Origin of the sequence: Pseudomonas fluorescens (genome assembly GCF_018614655.1) — a bacterium.
GTDB lineage: Bacteria > Pseudomonadota > Gammaproteobacteria > Pseudomonadales > Pseudomonadaceae > Aquipseudomonas > Aquipseudomonas fluorescens_BX.
In genome coordinates this window covers 226,058-245,020 of record NZ_JAGGOG010000019.1, presented here as the reverse complement: position 1 = coordinate 245,020, position 18,963 = coordinate 226,058, and the positions used below count along the sequence as shown (strand labels likewise).

The 18,963-nt window shown below is 60.8% G+C and carries 16 protein-coding genes; 11 read left to right on the top strand and 5 right to left on the bottom strand.

The features are described 5' to 3' along the window. The first annotated feature begins 201 nt into the window (after positions 1–201). The 6 genes from J7E41_RS20820 to J7E41_RS20795 all read left to right on the top strand — a co-directional run bounded on the left by J7E41_RS20820 (position 202) and on the right by J7E41_RS20795 (position 6,942). Complete coding sequence (locus J7E41_RS20820; protein WP_214995793.1) at positions 202–1,377, top strand: M20 aminoacylase family protein; 1,176 nt, start codon at positions 202–204, stop codon at positions 1,375–1,377. A 57-nt stretch (positions 1,378–1,434) separates the two neighbouring features. Then, the gene (locus tag J7E41_RS20815) at positions 1,435–2,745 is read left to right on the top strand and encodes a citrate-proton symporter (protein WP_214995791.1); all 1,311 of its coding nucleotides are present in this window, start codon (positions 1,435–1,437) and stop codon (positions 2,743–2,745) included. Next, entirely contained in the window at positions 2,742–4,184 is a 1,443-nt protein-coding gene (locus J7E41_RS20810; protein ID WP_214995789.1) for an amidase, read from the top strand. The genes J7E41_RS20815 and J7E41_RS20810 overlap by 4 nt, the downstream gene beginning before the upstream one ends. A gap of 63 nt (positions 4,185–4,247) precedes the next feature. After that, positions 4,248–5,018, top strand: coding sequence for an IclR family transcriptional regulator (locus J7E41_RS20805; protein WP_214995787.1), 771 nt, complete (start codon positions 4,248–4,250; stop codon positions 5,016–5,018). 174 nt (positions 5,019–5,192) lie between these two features. Then, positions 5,193–5,783, top strand: coding sequence for a YceI family protein (locus J7E41_RS20800; protein ID WP_214995785.1), 591 nt, complete (start codon positions 5,193–5,195; stop codon positions 5,781–5,783). 1 nt (position 5,784) lies between these two features. Beyond that, positions 5,785–6,942, top strand: coding sequence for a phospholipase D-like domain-containing protein (locus tag J7E41_RS20795; RefSeq protein ID WP_214995783.1), 1,158 nt, complete (start codon positions 5,785–5,787; stop codon positions 6,940–6,942). A 162-nt stretch (positions 6,943–7,104) separates the two neighbouring features. On the opposite strand, the gene bglX is transcribed toward J7E41_RS20795, so the two are convergent. Beyond that, positions 7,105–9,396 carry a beta-glucosidase BglX gene (bglX, locus tag J7E41_RS20790; RefSeq protein WP_214995781.1) on the bottom strand — a complete coding sequence of 764 codons (2,292 nt, stop codon included), beginning with the start codon at positions 9,394–9,396 and terminating at the stop codon, positions 7,105–7,107. A gap of 241 nt (positions 9,397–9,637) precedes the next feature. Here bglX and J7E41_RS20785 point away from each other — a divergent pair, with 241 nt between their 5' ends. The 4 genes from J7E41_RS20785 (at position 9,638) to J7E41_RS20770 (ending at position 13,096) form a co-directional block, all read left to right on the top strand. Next, complete coding sequence (locus J7E41_RS20785) at positions 9,638–10,246, top strand: LemA family protein (RefSeq protein ID WP_214995779.1); 609 nt, start codon at positions 9,638–9,640, stop codon at positions 10,244–10,246. Between the two features lie 21 nt (positions 10,247–10,267). Next, positions 10,268–10,996, top strand: coding sequence for a TPM domain-containing protein (locus tag J7E41_RS20780; RefSeq protein ID WP_214995777.1), 729 nt, complete (start codon positions 10,268–10,270; stop codon positions 10,994–10,996). Between the two features lie 28 nt (positions 10,997–11,024). Further along, on the top strand, positions 11,025–11,642 hold the full coding sequence (locus J7E41_RS20775; RefSeq protein WP_214995775.1) for a TPM domain-containing protein: 618 nt from the start codon (positions 11,025–11,027) through the stop codon (positions 11,640–11,642). 236 nt (positions 11,643–11,878) lie between these two features. Then, complete coding sequence (locus tag J7E41_RS20770; RefSeq protein WP_214995773.1) at positions 11,879–13,096, top strand: class I SAM-dependent methyltransferase; 1,218 nt, start codon at positions 11,879–11,881, stop codon at positions 13,094–13,096. Here the strand turns inward: J7E41_RS20770 and J7E41_RS20765 are convergent. From J7E41_RS20765 to J7E41_RS20750, 4 genes are all read right to left on the bottom strand, one after another. Further along, the gene (locus tag J7E41_RS20765) at positions 13,084–13,986 is read right to left on the bottom strand and encodes a DMT family transporter (protein WP_214995771.1); all 903 of its coding nucleotides are present in this window, start codon (positions 13,984–13,986) and stop codon (positions 13,084–13,086) included. The two genes, J7E41_RS20770 and J7E41_RS20765, sit on opposite strands and share 13 nt — an antisense overlap. A gap of 239 nt (positions 13,987–14,225) precedes the next feature. Beyond that, positions 14,226–16,787, bottom strand: coding sequence for a TonB-dependent receptor (locus tag J7E41_RS20760; RefSeq protein ID WP_214995768.1), 2,562 nt, complete (start codon positions 16,785–16,787; stop codon positions 14,226–14,228). Positions 16,788–16,915: 128 nt separating this feature from the next. Continuing rightward, a complete protein-coding gene (locus J7E41_RS20755; RefSeq protein WP_214995766.1) occupies positions 16,916–17,884 on the bottom strand; it encodes a FecR family protein in 969 nt (322 codons plus the stop codon). Then, positions 17,881–18,420, bottom strand: a complete 540-nt coding sequence (locus J7E41_RS20750; protein ID WP_214995764.1) for an RNA polymerase sigma factor — start codon at positions 18,418–18,420, stop codon at positions 17,881–17,883. Before J7E41_RS20750 ends, J7E41_RS20755 begins: the two co-directional genes overlap by 4 nt. Positions 18,421–18,590: 170 nt before the next feature. Here J7E41_RS20750 and J7E41_RS20745 point away from each other — a divergent pair, with 170 nt between their 5' ends. Continuing rightward, positions 18,591–18,923 (top strand): YegP family protein, encoded by a 333-nt coding sequence (locus tag J7E41_RS20745; RefSeq protein WP_214995762.1) that lies wholly within the window; start codon positions 18,591–18,593, stop codon positions 18,921–18,923. The last annotated feature ends 40 nt before the right edge of the window (positions 18,924–18,963 follow it).

Here is an 18,963-nt window from a genome sequence, read left to right as displayed (position 1 = left end):
CAAGCCCCCTCGCCACAGAAAGCCCTGTTGCCACGCACACTCACCAACCACAAAGGGGCTGTTTGAACCACAACGAGCCCCTGAGGTTCCACAGGGTGGAACCACCTTTGATTGTCCTCCTGCGCACATCGCGGTTAGCTGACGGTGTTGTGCCAAGAACGCAAAAAAGAACGGGAATACCCGCCTGCGAGGAGAATCACCATGAGCCCACACCAGCACATCCTGGATTGGCTGAGCGATGTCGCCAGCGACTTGCACGCCGTGCGCCAGGACATCCATGCCCACCCCGAATTGGGTTTCGAAGAGAACCGCACCTCGGCCCTGGTGGCAAACGCGCTCAGGGAGTGGGGCTATGAAGTCCACACCGGCATCGGCCAGACCGGCGTGGTGGGTGTGCTGCGCAACGGCAGCAGCTCACGAAAACTGGGGATTCGTGCCGACATGGATGCCTTGCCGATCATCGAAAACACCGGCGTCGCCTACAGCAGTCAACACAGCGGTTGCATGCATGCTTGTGGCCATGACGGCCACACCACGATGCTGTTGGGCGCCGCTCGCTACTTGGCGGCGACTCGCCAATTCGACGGCACCCTGAACCTGATCTTCCAGCCCGCCGAAGAAGGCCAGGGCGGCGCTGAAGCCATGCTCGCCGACGGCCTGCTGGAGCGCTTCCCCTGTGATGCACTGTTCGGCATGCACAATATGCCGGGGCTGCCTGCCGGCCATCTGGGCCTGCGGGTCGGGCCGATGATGGCCTCCCAGGACCTGCTCACCGTGACCCTCGAAGGCGTCGGCGGCCATGGCTCCATGCCGCACCTGACCGTGGACCCGCTGGTAGCGGCGGCCAGTATGGTCATGGCCTTGCAGACGGTGGTGGCGCGCAATATCGATGCCCAGGAAGCCGCTGTCGTCACGGTTGGTGCCCTGCAAGCCGGCCAGGCCGCCAACGTGATTCCCCAAGAGGCGCTGTTGCGCCTGAGCCTGCGGGCGCTGAACGCGACAGTCCGTGAGCAGATGCTGGAGCGGGTCAAGGCCATCATCCTCACCCAGGCCGCGAGCTTCGGCTGCACCGCACAGATCGAACATCGCCCGGCCTATCCGGTGCTGATCAACCACCCCGAAGAAACCGAATTTGCCCGCCAGGTCGGCGTCGCCTTGCTCGGCGAGGAGGCCGTGGATGGCAACACCCGCAAGCTGATGGGCAGCGAAGACTTCGCCTGGATGCTGCAACGCTGCCCCGGCAGCTACCTGTTTATCGGCAACGGTGTTTCGCGGCCGATGGTTCACAACCCCGCCTATGACTTCAATGACGACATCCTGCTGACCGGCGCCGCTTACTGGGGCGCGCTGGCCGAGAGCTGGCTCAAGCCTGCCTGACGAACCCTTTTTTCTGCCGCTGGACCTTTCCCCCACTGGTTGAATGGAGTGTTCCTCATGCAGACTTCAAAACAAGGCGTCTCCCGTACCCGCCAAGTGGTGGCGGCCGTGATCGGTAATGCGCTGGAATGGTATGACTTCATCGTTTATGGCTTTCTCGCCAGCATCATCGCCCGGCAGTTTTTCCCTTCGGACGATGAGTACGCTTCACTGTTGATGGCCCTGGCCACGTTTGGTGTCGGTTTCTTCATGCGTCCGGTGGGCGGAATTCTGCTGGGCATCTATTCGGATCGCAAAGGGCGCAAGGCCGCGATGCAGTTGATTATCCGGCTGATGACCCTCTCCATCGCCCTCATCGCCTTCGCCCCTCCCTACGCAGCCATTGGCATGGGCGCGCCGCTGTTGATCGTGGTGGCGCGGATGCTTCAGGGTTTCGCCACGGGCGGTGAATACGCCAGCGCCACGGCGTTCCTGGTGGAAAGCGCGCCGGCCCATCGCAAGGGTTTGTATGGTTCCTGGCAGTTGGTGGGGCAGTGCCTGGCGGTGTTCGGCGGCGCGGCGATGGTAGCGCTGGTAACGCACTTCTTCTCCCCGCAAACCCTTGACCTGTGGGGCTGGCGCCTGCCGTTCATCTTCGGTTTGTTGATCGGCCCGGTAGGGTTGTGGATTCGCCGGCACATGGAAGACCCGGAGGAATTCATCGAAGCCCGAAAAAATGCCACCGGCCCGGCGCCTACCCTGATGGAGGTCCTGCGCGACCATCGGCGCAGTATTCTGGTGTCCATGGGGCTGGCCTGCGGCGCGACGGTCTCGTTCTATGTGGTGCTGGTGAATATGCCGACCTTTGCCCACAAGAACCTCGGCCTGCCGTTGGACCAGGTATTGATGGTGCAGATGTTCGCCGTGGCGCTGATGACCGTGGTGATTCCGTTGTCCGGCCTGTTATCGGATCGGTTGGGACGGCGCCCGGTGTTGATGGCCTTCACCCTGGCGTTTTTCCTGATGGTCTATCCGCTCTATGTGTGGGTTGCCGCAGCGCCGTCCATCGAGCGTCTACTGGTGATGCAGGTGATGTTGTGCACCGCCATTGGCGGCTTCTTCGGCCCGGCGCCGACGGCCCTGGCCGAGCAGTTTCCCATCGAGGTACGTTCCACTGGCGTGTCGGTGGCCTACAACGTGGCGGTGATGGTGTTCGGCGGTTTTGCACCGTTGATCGTGACCTGGCTCAGCAAGGTGTTGGGCACTCCAGTGGCGCCGGCGTTTTATGTGCTGTTCGCTTGCGTCCTGACGCTGCTGGGCACTTACTGCATGCATGAGGCGCCCCGAGTGAAAAAACCTCAGCCCTTTTCCAGCGAGGTGAAACCTTGAGTATTGTTGAACTGGATGCCCTTGAATTGTCGCATGCGATCCATGCCCGGCAGGTGTCCTGCCACGAGGTGATGCAGGCGTATCTGGCGCAGATCGAACGTTTCAATCCGGTGGTCAATGCGCTGGTGTCGTTGCGTCCTCAGGAAGCAGTGCTGGCCGAGGCCCGGACCTGTGATAAGGAACTCGACCAAGGCCACTCCCGTGGCTGGATGCACGGCATGCCCCAGGCGATCAAGGACCTGGCGGCCACCCGGGGTTTGCGCACCACCCTCGGTTCGCCGCTGTTCGCCGAGCAGGTGCCGGCCGAGGACGCCATCAGCGTGGCGCGAGTGCGGGCCAGCGGCGCGATCATCATCGGCAAGACCAACGTGCCGGAGTTCGGTCTGGGCTCGCAGACCTACAACACACTGTTTGGCACCACAGGCAATGCCTACGATCCGACCTTAATCGCCGGCGGCAGCAGCGGCGGTGCAGCGGTGGCTTTGGCATTACGCATGCTGCCGGTGGCCGATGGCAGCGACATGATGGGCTCGCTGCGTAACCCGGCGGCGTTCAATAACGTGTTCGGCCTGCGCCCATCCCAGGGCCGCGTGCCCCACGGACCTGCGCCGGAATTGTTCGTCCAGCAACTGGCCACCGAAGGCCCGATGGGTCGCAGTGTGGCGGACGTGGCGCGCCTGTTGAGTATCCAGGCCGGGCACGACCCTCGGATACCGCTGTCGCTCAAGGATGATCCCGCGATGTTTGCTGAAAGCCTGCAGCGTGACTTCAAGGGCACACGGCTGGGCTGGTTGGGGGATTACAATGGCTATCTGGCGATGGACGATGGTGTGCTAAGCCTGTGTGAATCGGCACTGGCCGACTTCAGCGCCTTGGGCTGCGACGTCGAAAGCTGCCAGCCGGAGTTTTCCCTGGAACGCTTGTGGCAGACCTGGCTCGTTCACCGCCATTGGCTGGTCCACGGTTCGCTGGGGGCGGCCTACGCCGACCCGCAAAAACGCGCACTGCTCAAGCCTGAAGCGCAATGGGAAGTGGAGGGCGGTCTGGGCTTGAGCGCGGCGGATGTTTTCCAGGCCTCGGTCAGTCGCAGTGACTGGTACCGGGCCTTGGGCAAACTGTTTGAGCGTTACGATTTTCTGCTGTTGCCCACCGCCCAAGTGTTCCCTTTCGATGCACAACAGCCCTGGCCGCGCCTCGTTGGCGGGCGTGAAATGGACACTTACCATCGTTGGATGGAGGTGGTGATCGGCCCCACCCTGGCCGGGCTGCCGAGCATGAGTGTGCCGGTGGGCTTCAACCCCCAAGGCCTGCCCATGGGCCTGCAAATCATTGGCCCGGCCCAGGCGGACCAGGCCGTGCTGCAACTGGCCTTCGCCCATGAACAACTGACCCGTTGGGTACAACGCTGCCCGCCCGGATGCCTGACGTCGACCGGCTGAATCCAGACGGGCCTGTATCTTGCTGTGAAAAAAGATCATCCATCCGCATCGAGGAGATCGACCATGGGCAGCAACGCCGAGACAGGCACCGTGCGCTCAGTGGAGCGGGCATTGGCGATTATCGAATTGCTCGGCGAGCATCAGGCGCTGGGGCTGGAGGAGTTGCATTACCTGACCCGTCTGCCCAAGGCCACGGTGTCGCGGATGTTGCTGACGTTGCAGGATCAGGGCTGGGTTTACCGTGGCCTGAGTGACCGCCGTTACCGGCTCACCGCGCAGCGGCTGTTTGGCGACACCCAACAACGCTTCAAGCGCCACCTGGTGGAGCGTGCGGCGCCGTGGCTGTTGGAGTTGAGTGAGCGCACCGGGTTGGTGGCGGACCTGTCGAGCTTTGACGGCGAGCGCCTGGAGGTGATGGAAAGCGCGATCCCTACGGTGTTGCGCAAGCTGTACCCGAACAACTGCCAGATTGTCGGGCAGCATGCCAGCCTGTTTCATTCGGCTATGGGCAAGGCCTGCCTGGCGCAACTGGCGCCGGATGAAGTGCAGCGTCTGGCGGGCCGTAATCAGGTGGCGCAGGACGAGCAGTTCCGGGCGTGCGAGCAATCCCAGCACCAAGGTTTTGGCCAGCGCACGGAAGGTTATTGGGAATACCCGGTGCGTTTGCCGTTCCTGATTCGCGCGGTAGCGTTACCGGTTCGGGCCAATGGCCGGTTGGTGGGCAGCATGGCATTGCATTGGCCGATGCATCAGGCGCCGGTGGAGCGGGTATTGAGCCTGCACCTGGCGAGCCTGGAGTCGGCGATTCGGGATGTGCAGCAGGCGTTGGGTTGACATGTGGGAGCGGGCTTGCTCGCGAATGCGGTGTGTCAGTTGATGCATTCGGTGACTGACCCACCGCATTCGCGAGCAAGCCCGCTCCCACACTAATACTGTGTCGTCAGTTACATTGCGCCTGACTAATGGGGCGGTTAAGGTTCATCCAGGTTTATCGCCCTACGAGTCTTTATGTTCAATGCCTCCCTGCTCAAACCCTTCGCCTTCCTCCTCCTGGCCTGTGCAGCTTTGCCTGCCCACGCCGACTGGTACCTGGACAACGAGTCCTCGCGCCTGTCATTCGTTACCACCAAAAATACCGACATTGCCGAAGTCCATCGTTTTCTGGTGTTGCACGGTAAGGTCGACAGCCAAGGTGCGGCGCAGTTGGAAGTCGAGCTGGAATCGGTCAACAGCGGCATTCCACTGCGCGATGAGCGCATGCGCAATGAGCTGTTCGAGATCAAGACGTTCCCCGATGCGCTGATCAATGCCCAGATCAATCTGCAACCGATCAATGACCTGGCGGCCGGTGCGCAGCTTGAGCTACGGCTGCCGGTGTCGGTGACGCTGCACGGCAAGACCCAGACCTATAACGCCGAGCTCTTGGCCACCCACCTGGACGACCGACGTTTTCAGGTGGTGACCCTGGAACCGCTGGTACTGCACGCCGAAGATTTCGATTTGCTGCCGGGCGTGTCCGCATTGCGCAAGGCGGCTGGTTTGTCGCAGATCAGCTTGTCGGTGCCGGTGGGTGCGGTGCTGATTTTCACGGCGCGCTGACATGAGCGGCGCGGTGTTCCCCTGGCGCAGCGCCAACCGTTTCGAGTTGCTGATCGACGGTCCGAATTTCTTTCCGCAGATGCTGGTGGGCATTGCCCGGGCCGAGCGTCAGGTGGAGTTGGAACTGTACCTGGTGGAGGCGGGCGCGTGTGCCGAAGCCATGGTTCAGGCCTTGGTGCAGGCTGCCGAACGTGGCGTGCGGGTGCGTTGCCTGTTTGATGATTACGGCAGCCTGGCGTTTACCCTGAGTTTGCGTCAGCGCTTGATTGGGGCCGGTGTCGAGCTGCGTTTCTACAATCGCCTGAGCTGGCGCCGTTGGGTACGCAACCTCTATCGGGACCACCGCAAACTGCTGTTGATTGACCAGAGCATCGCCGTGGTCGGCGGTACCGGCGTGACCGACGAGTTCTGGACACCCGGGCAAGACACCTGCGACTGGCATGAGGTGATGGTGCAGATTACCGGCCCGTTGGTGCTGGACTGGCAGGCGTTGTTCGACCGCCAATGGCTGGCCAACAAAGCCCGTACCGCCTGGAAACCGGCGACTTACTTTGGCCTGCCACGCTTGCCCAAACTGCCGGCCACCGGGCCTGGGTTGGGGCGGGTGGCCTATGCCGACGCCCGCCAGCACCGCGATATTCTGCAATCGCTGATCCGCGCGTTGAACAGTGGCCAGCGGCGTATCTGGCTGGCTACACCCTATTTCCTGCCGACCTGGAGCGTACGACGTGCCCTGCGCCGGGCGGCGGGGCGCGGGGTGGATGTGCGGTTGCTGCTGACCGGGCCGCGCACCGATCACCCGTCGGTGCGCTATGCCGGGCACCGTTATTACCCGCGTTTGCTCAAGTCCGGGGTGCAGATATTTGAATATCAGCCGTGCTTCCTGCACCTGAAAATGGTGCTGGTGGACGATTGGGTGAGTATCGGTTCGTGCAACTTCGATCACTGGAATTTGCGCTTCAATCTGGAGGCGAACCTGGAAGCGTTGGACCCGGAGTTGACGTTGGCGGTGGCAGGGAGTTTCGAGCGTGATTTTGCCCAGAGCCAGGCGGTGAGCCTTGAGGCGTGGAAGTCGCGGCCATTGTGGCGGCGGGTGAAACAGCGGGTGTGGGGCTGGATTGATCGGTTGGTGGTTAATTTGCTGGATCGACGGGGGTAGTGAGCTAAGGGGAGGCGGCGGACTTGTTGTGGCGAGCGGGCTTGCCCGCGTTTGGGCTGCGCAGCAGCCCCAAAATCTGTCACCGCAACCTGAGTGAAGAATCGCGGTGATCTTATTGGGGCTGCAGCGCAGCCCAACGGGGGCAAGCCCCCTCGCTACAGGTTAGAGCAGTTCGAAGGTTTGCTGCTTCACATCCTGCGAATCCAAGCCAATCTGTACATTGAACTCACCCGGTTCCGCCGCGAACTTGAGCTGCGTGTTGTAGAACTTCAGATCATCTTCGCAAATGCTGAAGTGCACCACACGCTCTTCACCCGCCTTGAGCATGATCTTCTGGAAGTTCTTCAACTCCTTGATCGGGCGGATCATCGAACCGGCCACGTCCTGGATATACAGTTGCACCACGGTTTCGCCATCCACCTTGCCGGTGTTCTTCACCACCACACTGGCGTCGAGCTTGCCGGTCTTGTTCAAGGTGGTGGACGACAGCGCCATGTCCGACAGGCTGAACGTGGTGTAGCTCAAGCCATAACCGAACGGGAACAGCGGCCCGGTGGTGTCATCGAAATACTGCGAGGTGTAGTTGCCCGGCTTGCCCGGCGTGAACGGCCGACCAATGCTCAAGTGGTTGTAGTAGGTCGGAATCTGCCCCACCGAACGCGGGAAGGTGATTGGCAGCTTGCCCGATGGGTTGTAGTCACCGAACAGCACGTCGGCAATCGCATTGCCGCCTTCGGTACCGGCGAACCAGGTTTCCAGGATTGCGTCAGCCTGTTGGTTCTCGTCGAGAATCGACAGTGGGCGACCGTTCATCAACACCAGCACCAGCGGTTTGCCGGTGGCTTTCAAGGCCTTGATCAGGTCGCGCTGGCTTTGCGGGATGTTCAGGTCGGTGCGGCTGGATGATTCGTGGGACATGCCACGGGACTCGCCCACGGCGGCGACTACCACGTCGGCTGATTTGGCAGCCTTGACCGCTTCGTCGATCAGCACCTGTGCCGAGCGTGGATCGTCCACCACTTCCGGGGCGTCGAAATTGAGGAAGTTCAGGTAATCCAGCACCTTTTTGTCGGCGGTGATGTTGGCGCCTCGAGCGTAGATCACTTTGCCTTTTTCACCGATGACGGCGTTCATGCCGTCCAGCAGGGTCACCGATTGCGCAGGTTTGCCGGCGGCGGCCCAACTGCCCATCATGTCGATGGGCGCCTTGGCCAGCGGGCCTACCAGGGCGATGGTCGCGGACTTTTTCAGCGGCAGGGTGTCGTTCTGGTTTTTCAGCAATACCAGGCTACGGCGGGCCACGTCGCGGGCATCGGCACGGTGCAGGCGGCTGTCGGCATAGGTGTCGGCCGGGTCATCCTCGGCCTTGCCGATACGCAGGTACGGGTCGGCGAACAGGCCCATGTCGTACTTGGCGCCGAGCACTTCGCGCACGGCATTGTCGATGTCGCTCTGCTGGATTTCGCCGGACTTGAGCAGACCGGGCAATTCCTTGCCGTAGAGCTGGTCATTCATGCTCATGTCGATGCCGGCCTTGATCGCCAGCTTGGCCGCTTCGCGACCGTCCTTGGCCACGCCGTGCTTGATCAGTTCGAAGATAGCGCCGTGATCACTCACCACCAGGCCCTTGAAGCCCCACTCCTTGCGCAGCAGGTCGTGCATCAGCCAGGTGTTGGCGGTGGCGGGCACGCCGTTGATCGAGTTCAGGGCAACCATCACGCCACCAGCGCCGGCCTTGATCGCGGCGTGGTAGGGCGGCAGATAGTCCTGGTACATCTTGACCGGGCTCATGTCGACCACGTTGTAGTCGCGACCGCCTTCCACCGCGCCGTACAAGGCGAAATGCTTGACGCTGGCCATGAGGCTGTCGGCGTTGGCGGGGCTGGTACCCTGGAAAGCCTTGACCATCACCTCGGCAATGCGCGACACCAGGTAGGTGTCCTCGCCAAAGCCTTCGGAGGTGCGGCCCCAGCGTGGGTCGCGCGAGATGTCGACCATCGGTGCAAAGGTGATATCGAGGCTGTCGGCAGCGGCTTCCTGGGCGGCGATGCGCCCGGAGCGGCCGATGGCATCCATGTCCCAGCTCGACGCCAGGGCCAGGCTGATCGGGAAAATCGTCCGATGGCCGTGGATCACGTCATAGGCGAAGAACATCGGGATCTTCAATCGGCTGCGCATGGCGGCGTCCTGCATCGGACGGTTTTCCGGGCGAGTGATCGAGTTGAAGGTGCCCCCGATACGCCCCGCAGCGATTTCCTTGCGGATCATCTCCCGAGGCATTTCCGGGCCGATGCTGATCAGGCGCAACTGGCCGATCTTCTCATCGAGGGTCATCTGCTTCATCAGGTCGCTGACGAAGGCGTTCTTGTCCTTGAGCGCAGCGGGTTTGGTCTCGGCAAATACGGCGTGACTGGCCAGAGTGGCAACAAGGCCCAGCAAACACAGCTTCTTCATGAATATCCTTTCTCGCAGTCTTGGGGCCGACGCTAAGCATTACGGGGCCAAAGTCTGGGGAGCGTCTATTGTTGTTCAGGTATTGTTCAGATAAATGCAGCACACTTCTGAACTCTTATTCGCGCTGGGCATCTTTTAGCTGATTGGCTCGATGCAATCCAGTGGGTGGTGGCGGATTATGCCCCAGGCGCGAGATGTGTAGGGTTACCAAATTCCATTAGGGTTGAGCAGGGAGAAATACATGTCAGTCACTCAAGGTTATCGCTGGGGTTTCAAGGCCGCAGCATTGATGCTGCTCAGCACTGTGCTGAGCGGTTGCGGAATCAACAATATCCCGACCCTGGACGAGCAGGCCAAGGCGGCCTGGGCTCAAGTGCAGAACCAGTACCAACGGCGCGCTGATCTGATCCCCAATCTGGTGGAAGTGGTCAAGGGCTACGCTGCTCATGAACAAGACACCCTGACCGCCGTGATCGAGGCGCGGGCCAAGGCCACGTCGATCCAGGTCGATGCCAGTACGCTGGACAACCCGGAAAAACTCAAGCAATTCCAGCAAGCCCAGGATGGCTTGAGCGGTGCCCTCAGCCGTCTGATGGTGGTGTCCGAACGCTATCCGGACCTGAAGGCCAACCAGAACTTCCTGGCCCTGCAATCGCAGCTTGAAGGCACGGAAAATCGTATCGCCGTGGCCCGTCGCGACTTTATTGCTGCGGTGCAGGCCTACAACACCGAGATCCGTACGTTCCCTGGCCGCCTGTGGCACACCGTGATGTACAGCGATTTGCCGATCCGCGCGAACTTCGAAGCTACCAGCGCTGATGCTGATAAAGCACCGCAAGTGAAGTTCTGATAACGCTTCAATGAGGTGTCGATGCGTTTACTACGGATAGGCCTGGCGCTGTGGCTCCTGGCATGTGTGACCACCGTCCAGGCGGCGCTGACGTTTCCTGCGCTGACTGGGCGGGTGGTGGACACCGCCCAGATGATCGACCCGGCCGTGCGCGAGCAACTGACCCAGCAATTGCAGGCGCTGGAGCAGACCAGCGGTGACCAGATCGTGGTGGTCACCGTGCCCGACCTGCAAGGCGTGCCCATTGAAGACTACGGTTATCAATTGGGCCGCCAGTGGGGCATTGGCCAGAAGGGCAAGGACAACGGCGCGCTGTTGATCGTCGCCCGTGATGAGCGACAATTGCGCATCGAAGTCGGTTACGGCCTGGAAGGCGTGCTGACGGATGCGCAGTCCTGGGTGATCATCAACCAGGTGATGGCGCCTTCGTTCAAGGCCGGCAACTACAGCAAGGGCATCAGCGATGGTGTCGGGGCGATGTTGCAGGTGGTGGGCGGTGATCCACTGGCCGTACCGGCGCGTGTGGCAGACCCCAATTTTGCCAAGGAGAATCCGGCGTTTTCCATCGGCTTGTTTGTGCTGTTGCTGATCGTGTTGTGGTTGTGCAATCGCATGGGCCTGCCGGTGGGCGCCATTCTTCTCGCCATTCTCAGCAGCAGTGGGCGCGGTGGCGGCGGGGGAGGCGGCGGTGGTGGATTCAGAGGGGGCGGTGGTGGTTTCGGCGGTGGCGGGGCTTCGGGCGGCTGGTAATGACAATAACTAAAGAGCATCTGCAACCATGGCACTACTGACCGAACACGAACAACGCCAGGTCGCCGAAGCGATCGCCAAGGTCGAGCAACAGACCGACGCGGAGCTGGTGACCGTGCTGGCCGCTCGGGCCGATGATTACGCCTACATCCCGCTGCTGTGGGCCAGCCTGCTGGCGCTGGTGGTGCCGGGAATCATTCATTACCTGTCCGGCTGGATGACCATGCACACCTTGCTGCTGGCACAGTGGGCGACCTTCATTGTGTTTTGCCTGCTGTTTCGTTTGCCGAAGATCACCACGCGGCTGATCCCGCGTTCCGTGCGGCACTGGCGGGCATCGAACCTGGCGCGGCGGCAGTTTCTGGAGCAGAACCTGCACCACACCCTGGGCAGCACCGGGGTGCTGATTTTTGTCAGCGAAGCCGAGCGTTATGTGGAAATCCTGGTGGATGACGGCATCTCCAAACGCCTGGACGACAGCAGTTGGGACGCTATCGTCAAGGTCTTCACCCAGCAAGTGAAGCAGGGGCAGACCCTGGCCGGGTTTATCGCCTGTATTGAAGCCTGCGGGGAGTTGCTCAAGGTGCATGTGCCGCTGACGCAGGCCCGCAACGAGTTGCCGAATCGGTTGGTGGTACTCGAATAGAACCAGCGCCGCTGCAAGCGCTGTAGCCGCTGTAGCCGCTGTCGAGGCACGAGGCTGCGATGGGTTGCGCAGCAGCCCCCGAGGGCGGTCCTGCGGACACGCATCGCAGCCTCGTGCCTCGGCAGCGGCTACTTTGATTTGCGACGTGGCTTTGACCGTTGATCAAATAACCCCGTGCCCTCAAGCCCCATCCCCCCTAAAATGCCCGGCATTCCCTGCCCGAGGCGTTTTTGTTCATGTCTGTTACCGCTAAACCTGCCAGCCTTGCGCCGGATCATCACGCACAGTTCCTCGAACTGCTGAGCGCCAGTCTTGAGCAAAGCGCCTTTATCAAGCTGGTATTGGCCAAATACGTCGGCAGTGAAGCGGACCTGCAGCGGCTGATCATCAAGCCGACGACGGTCAAGGATCAGCCTTGCCTGTCTTTCGTCTACCGTTACAAGACCCGTGACATCACCAAGAATTTCTCCCTGGCCGATGGCGTAGCGGCGGTTGCCGAGCTGTTGCCGCTGTCGTTCAAGAACGCACACTTGCTCTGCGTGACCGACGAAGCCCAGTTGGAGTACAGCAAGAAGAACAAAAGCTCGCTGTTCAAAAGCAAACCGCAGCAATTGCGCGAAGCGCCGTCCGCCGAGCACAACCGCGAGAAACATCGCTTCCTCGACCTGAGCCGCCCGTTTCTCGCCGACCTGGGTGTGACCAACGCCAAGCATGAGCTGATCCCGGCGATGTCGCGCAAGTGGAAGCAGATCAACAAGTTCATCGAAGTGTTCAGCCATGCGCTGACCTCGTCACCCTTGAAGCTGGACCAGCCGGTGCGCGTCGCGGACTTCGGTTCGGGCAAGGGTTACCTGACGTTTGCCATCCACGATTACCTGCGCAACACCCTCAAGGCCGAGGGCCAGGTAACCGGCGTCGAATTACGCGAAGACATGGTCAGCCTGTGCAACGACGCCGCCGCCCACCTGGAGCATCCAGGCCTGGTGTTCAAATGTGGTGACGTGCGCAGCGTGGCGCCCAGCGAGCTGGATGTGATGATCGCCCTGCATGCCTGCGACATCGCCACTGACTACGCGATCCATACCGGTATCCGCTCCGGCGCGTCGATCATCATGTGCTCGCCGTGTTGCCACAAACAGATCCGCCTGCAAATCCAGAGCCCGGTGCTGCTCAAGCCGATGCTGCAATACGGTCTGCACCTGGGGCAGCAGGCGGAAATGGTCACCGACAGCCTGCGGGCGTTATTCCTGGAAGCCTGTGGCTACGAGACCAAGGTATTCGAGTTCATCTCGTTGGAGCACACCAACAAGAACAAGATGATCCTCGCCGTCAAACGCGACGAGCCGTTGGACAACACGCAGTTGCTGGCGAAAATCCAGGAGCTCAAGGCGTTCTACAGCATCACTGAACATTGCCTGGGAACCTTGCTGCGTGCGGACGGTTACCTGGCCTGATCAGCAATCGCCACGGGCGCTGGCCGCACCGCCGTCTTGCGCCCCAATACCACGGTGATGATCACCCCGCAGGCAAACAGCCAGGTAATCGGCTCGATGTGTTCGCCGAAGAACAGCGCTGAAAAGGCGATGGTGAAGAAGATCTGCAACAGCTGAATCTGGCTGACCCGTGCGATGCCGCCCATGGCCAGTCCGGCGTACCAGGCAAAGAAACCAAAGAACTGGGAAAACAGCGAGACGTAACCGAACGCCCACCACGTGCGCGGGGAAATCGGTCCTTCATGCTGGATTGCCAGGTACAGCACCGGGCCGATCAATACCGGCGTCGACAACACCAGCGCCCAGCAGATTACCTGCCAACCGCCCATTTCCTTGGCCAATCGGCCGCCCTCGGCGTACCCCAGACCACCCACGGCAATCGCCCCGAGCATCAGCAAATCGCCCGCCTGAATACTGCCGGCTCCGGTGATCAGCGCATAACTCAACACCAATGCACTGCCCAATGCCGCGCAGGCCCAGAAGGCTTTTGACGGCCGCTCGTGGGACAACCACGCCGCGTACAACGCCACGCACAGCGGTTGCAGACCGTTGACCAGCGCGCCGTGGGACGCCGGCAGGGTTTGCATGGCCCAGGCCGACAGCACCGGGAAGCCGAGAATCACCCCGGCGATCACCAGCGTCAGGCCACGGACCTGGCGCCAGGTCGGCCACCGCTCGCGCCGCCACAGCAACAGCAATGCCGCTGGAACTGCTGCAAACAGTGCTCGGCCCAGACCATTGAGCAACGGGTGCATTTCCTGCACCACGATACGGGTGAAGGGCAGGGTCAGGCTGAAGATGATGACGCCCAGCAAGCCGAGGGCCATGCCGGTGTTTTCGCGGGAGCTCATGGGGGGACCAGAATCTGAAGGGCCGGGAGTGGGCCTTTATCTAGCCACAAAGCCCGAAAAGCGAGTGCCTACAGCTGGGTACAGATTTATCCGTACAGTTGCGGATTCTGTAGAACACCGCCGGACTAATGTGGGGCTTGCTCGCGAATGCGGAGGGTCAGTCTCCAAATTTTTAACGGACCCACCGCTTTCGCGAGCAAGCCCGCTCCCACATTCTGATCGCAGTTCAACCTGAGGACTCAGAAGAACCGCGTCACGCTGACCTTGGCATTGCGCCCCTCGGTGTAAGCCATATCACCACTCAACGCCGGCCGGTAATTATTGTTGAACAGATTGTCCACGGTGAAGTTGACCTCTGTGCCTTTCAGGTAAGCCTGCTGTGGTTTCCAATTGGCGAACAGTCCCTGGGTGTTATAGGCACGGTTATCGTACTGATCGTAGAAGGTATCGCCGATGCTGCTGCCCGGGCCGCTGGAGTACTTGTCGCTGGGCAGGCGATCGGTCTGGCGGATGAACTGCCCTTGCCAGCCTACCTGTGCATCCCAGCTTGGGATCTTGGTACCCAGCACCACCACCCATTTGGCCGGCGGAATATCGCGTGCCCAGACATCCGGTCCCCATGGGTTGGTGTAGGCACCTTCGTGTTTACCGGTGGCGTAAGAGTAGGACAGGGACCCGAACAGGTAGGTCGAATCGTAGTAGCCCTCGACTTCGAAGCCCTTGATGGTCAGGCCGCCAATATTGCGGTAGTTGGGCATCGGGCCCATGCCTTGGCACGCGCTTGAAATACTGCCGCCATTGAGTGCCTGGTTTTCACAGCCAACGCCGGTGGCTTTGAAAATCTCGTCTTCGATCTTGTTGTGGAACAACGTGGTACGCAGTTGCAGGTTGTCGCCGCTGGCAATCACGTTGGCGAAGTGGGTGATGTTGCCCAAGGTGATGGAGGTAATACGCTCCGGGTTCAGGTTGACACTGGTGGCAGTGCGGTTGCCCAGGCCCTGGACTTCGTATTGCTCGTCGATGACCGGGGCGCGCCAGGTCTTGCTCCAGTTGGCAAACATCGCCACGTTCGGCGTGACGGTCCAGTACGCTGCCAGACGCGGCGACCAGCCGGTGTAGGTGCGGTCGCTGTAGTCGTGGCCGACGCTCGGATCCGGGTTGTTGTAGTACGGCGCGTCGTTGCCTTCGCCTCGGTTGCGCACATGGTCATAGCGCAGGGAGGGCGTGATCGTCACATCGCCCAGAGTCACCGCATCCTGGACAAAGAAGCTGTTGGTGTCGACCTTGCCCTGGGGCATGAACGCCGGCTGGAAGCGCCCGTAGTTGTATTTGGGCGTGTTGTAGCTGCTGCCGGGCATCCACATCTCGGTTTCACGGGTGTGTCGGCGAATCTGCATGCCGGTGGTCACGGCGTGTTCCAGTGGCCCGGTGGTGAACAGGCTGATGTTGCGTACGTCGAGATTCTTGTCGTCGTAGGAGGTGTCCATCTTCCGACCGCCGGTGGCCATCTGGAAGAATGCCGTGGCGTCACGCTCGTCGGTCTGCTCGGTATTGGACTGGGAGTATTTGACGGTCAAGTCCACCAATGGATTGTCCATTGGCTGGTATTGGTACTTGGTCGACCAGGTGGTGTCGACGGTGTCGCGATTGGCCAGAAAGCGTTTCAACGCGCCCTCATAACCATACCTGTCGATATTGGCCTGGCTTGGCGGCGAGGGATAACTGGTGGCCGAGAAGGGCGCCCAACGTTGGCTGTGGGAGCGGGAATAGGACACGCCGACGCTATGCTCGTCGTTGAGGTGCATATTCAGTTTGAACAGCTTGCCATCTACATCCTGGGCGCTGTTGGGCAGGCGCCGGGGATTGATCGGGTAGCGATTGTCAGGATCGGGCAACGTACCGGCCAACTTCATGTCGCCGCCGTCGCGTTGGGTCAGGTAGGCCAGGGCGTCGAAACGGCCGTCATCGGTACGGCCATAGACGGCACCGCTGTAGACCTGTTCATGGTCGTTGCTGGAGTAGCCATATTTGAGCATCGCACCGCTGTTGCGCCCGTCCTTGAGCAGGTCCGGGGCGTCCTTGGTGGTCATGTTGACCGTGCCGCCAAAGCCACCGTTACCGGTAAAGACCGAGTTCGGGCCCTTTTCCACCTCGATGCTCTTGATCAGCTCGGGCTCGATAAACACCGTGCCTTGCTGATAGCGCTCGAAGCCGCTTTTGGTGGCACCGTCGACCGTCAGCGGCACATCTTCGGCATCCCCCAGGCCGCGAATGTTGATGGTCTGGCCGCCGGGCTTGAGCGAACCGCCCATGCTGACCCCGGGCAAGGTCTGCAACAGACTGGGGATGTTATTGGACTGGTAGCGGTCGATATCGGCCTGGCTCAGGGTGGAGCGGCCGACGGTACTGGAGTCGACCTCGTTGCCGGTGCCGATCACGCTCAAGGCATCCAGTTGCAGGGCACCGCTGTGGGTGGTCTTGCCCTCATCGGGGCGCACAACGTAGGTACTGCCGACTTTGATCAGGGTCAATTCACCGTTTTTCAGCAACGTACGGATTGCCACTTCCGGAGTGAACTCGCCTTTGAGGGCGGGCGCCTGGACGTTTTTCAGCAGGGCTTCATCGAACAGCAACTGGATTTTCGCCTGCTGCGCCACCTGACTCAGGGACGTGGCCAGGGGTTGGGCGGGCAGTTGCAGGGTGAACGACTCGGCCTGGGCATGCAGGCTGAAAGCCAGGCAGGAGGCAATGAGCGTCGGTCGAAGAATCAGGTGCTGGACGTGATAAGGCGCGCGAAACATGAAATCCCCCAAAGCGGCAAAAAGTGCCAGAAAGGCATGCGTATCAAACGCAGACGGGAGGAAGACGTGGCAGGATAATAAATCCACACATGCGAATGAAAAATATTCTCAAATGAAGATTTTCGACACTATTTACGGGCTTCAATCCTGATGTTTCCGTTGGCCAGGGCCACGGTTTTCACCGGTAGCAGAGCTGGCAGTGCGTTGAGCAGGGCATCTGGATCGTTCACGTCCAGATTGCCCGAGACCCGCAACTGCGCCACGGCGTTGTCCACTTGCAAGTTGGCAGTAGGTCGATACAGGCCCAGTTCATCGATCAGGCTGGCCAACTCGCGATTGCGAAACGACAGATGCCCGCTGCGCCAGTCGGCCACCTCGCCGGCATTGAGCGTTTGTTGTTGCAAGGTGCCCTTTGCGTAGCTCCAGACGGCTCTTTGTTGTGCGCCGAGCAGGGTGGTGCGAGCCTTGGGGTTCGGGTCGAAGGCGACCTGACCGTGGGCGACGCTGACCACCAGTTGCTGCTGGCTGCGCCGCACATCGAAACCGGTGCCCACCACCCGCACATTGGCCTCGCCGGCCTGTACGAACAGCGGTCGCTCCTTGTCGGCAGCCACATCGATATACAACTGGCCCTGCTCAAGGTGAACGATGCGTTGATGGGCATTGAAGTCCACCTGTAGACGCGTGTTGGCATTGACGTACAAGGTGCTGCCATCGGGCAGGTGCAGGGTGCGCATGCCTTTGTGATGGGCCGCGACCTGGGTGTGGAACAGCGTCCGTGGTGCGCCGATATTGCTGGCCAACAGAGCACAGACCAATGCGGCTGCTACCGCCAGTGCCGGGCGCCAGACAGCGGGCTTGCGGGTGGACAGTGCCACCGGTTTATTCAGTTGCTGCAACTGGGCGAGGTCAGCCCACAGCTGTTCGAATTCGGCATAGGCGCGGGCATGGGCCGGCACGGCTTGCCAGGCGGCAAACGCCTTGCGGCTGGCGCGACTGCTGTTGTTGCGGTTACGTGCAAACCAGCTGGCGGCCTGGGCATCGATAGAGTCGTGCGCTTCGATTTCACAGCGGTCGATGTCGCTCAAGCGGGTCATTCTGGCTGCTCCTTGCCGGGTACGTGTTGAAGTCGCTGCTTGCAGTGCAGCAGGGCAAAGGCAATGTGCTTTTCCACCATGCTGATCGAAACCCCCATGCGCTCGGCGATCTGCGCCTGGCTCAAGCCTTCGAAGCGGTGAAGCATAAGGGCTTCTCGCCGGCGGGGCGAGAGTTCGGCGAGGACTTCTTTCAACTGTTCCAGGCGTTGCAAGCGTTGGGCGGCGGCCATGGGGTCGTTGTGCTCGTCGGTGACAGGCTCGGCATCCCGGTCGGCCTGTTCGTGATGGACGGTGTGGCGCACCTTCTGTTTGCGCCAGTGATCACGCAGCAGATTGCGCGCCATCTGGAACAGAAATGCCCGTGGCTGTTCGACCTTGGCCCGGTCGCGATAATCCAGCCATTGGGTGAAGACATCCTGGGTCATGTCCGCCGCGTCGCAGGCGTTGTCCGTGCGTTTGCGCAGGAAATGCAGAATGTCTGCATAGAACCCGCGAAAGGCATCGGCCGACACCGGGTCGGGCTTGGGACGAGACATGGATATCCTTCTTGACGAAGCGCGCTATAGAAAAGTCGCGAATGATATCGAGAATTATTGCTATTTGTCTCTAGGCAAATACCGATGACGGGTCTGGGCTGGCAAAAAGCTGAGCGTGGCCTTTAATCCTACAGGTCGTTGACCATATTCGTATTTAAAGGGAGCAAATCATGGCTGGATGGTATGAGTTAGCAAAAAGCAGCAATGGGCAGTTCCGTTTTGTCCTCAAGGCAGGCAATGCGGAAACCATTTTGACCAGCGAGCTTTACACCACCCGCAGCGCCGCTGAAAACGGCATCGCCTCGGTACAGACCAACAGCCCGCTCATTGACCGCTATGAGAAAAAAGTCGCCAAGAGCGGCCAGCCGTACTTCAACCTCAAGGCCGCCAACCATCAAGTGATCGGTAACAGCGAGCAGTACTCCTCAGAAGCAGCGCGGGACAAGGGTATCGAAAGCGTCAAGACCAACGGACCCACCGCGACCATCAAAGACAAGACCTGACGGTTCCTTGCCAATACGAAAGCCCCGACGCGCGAGCGCC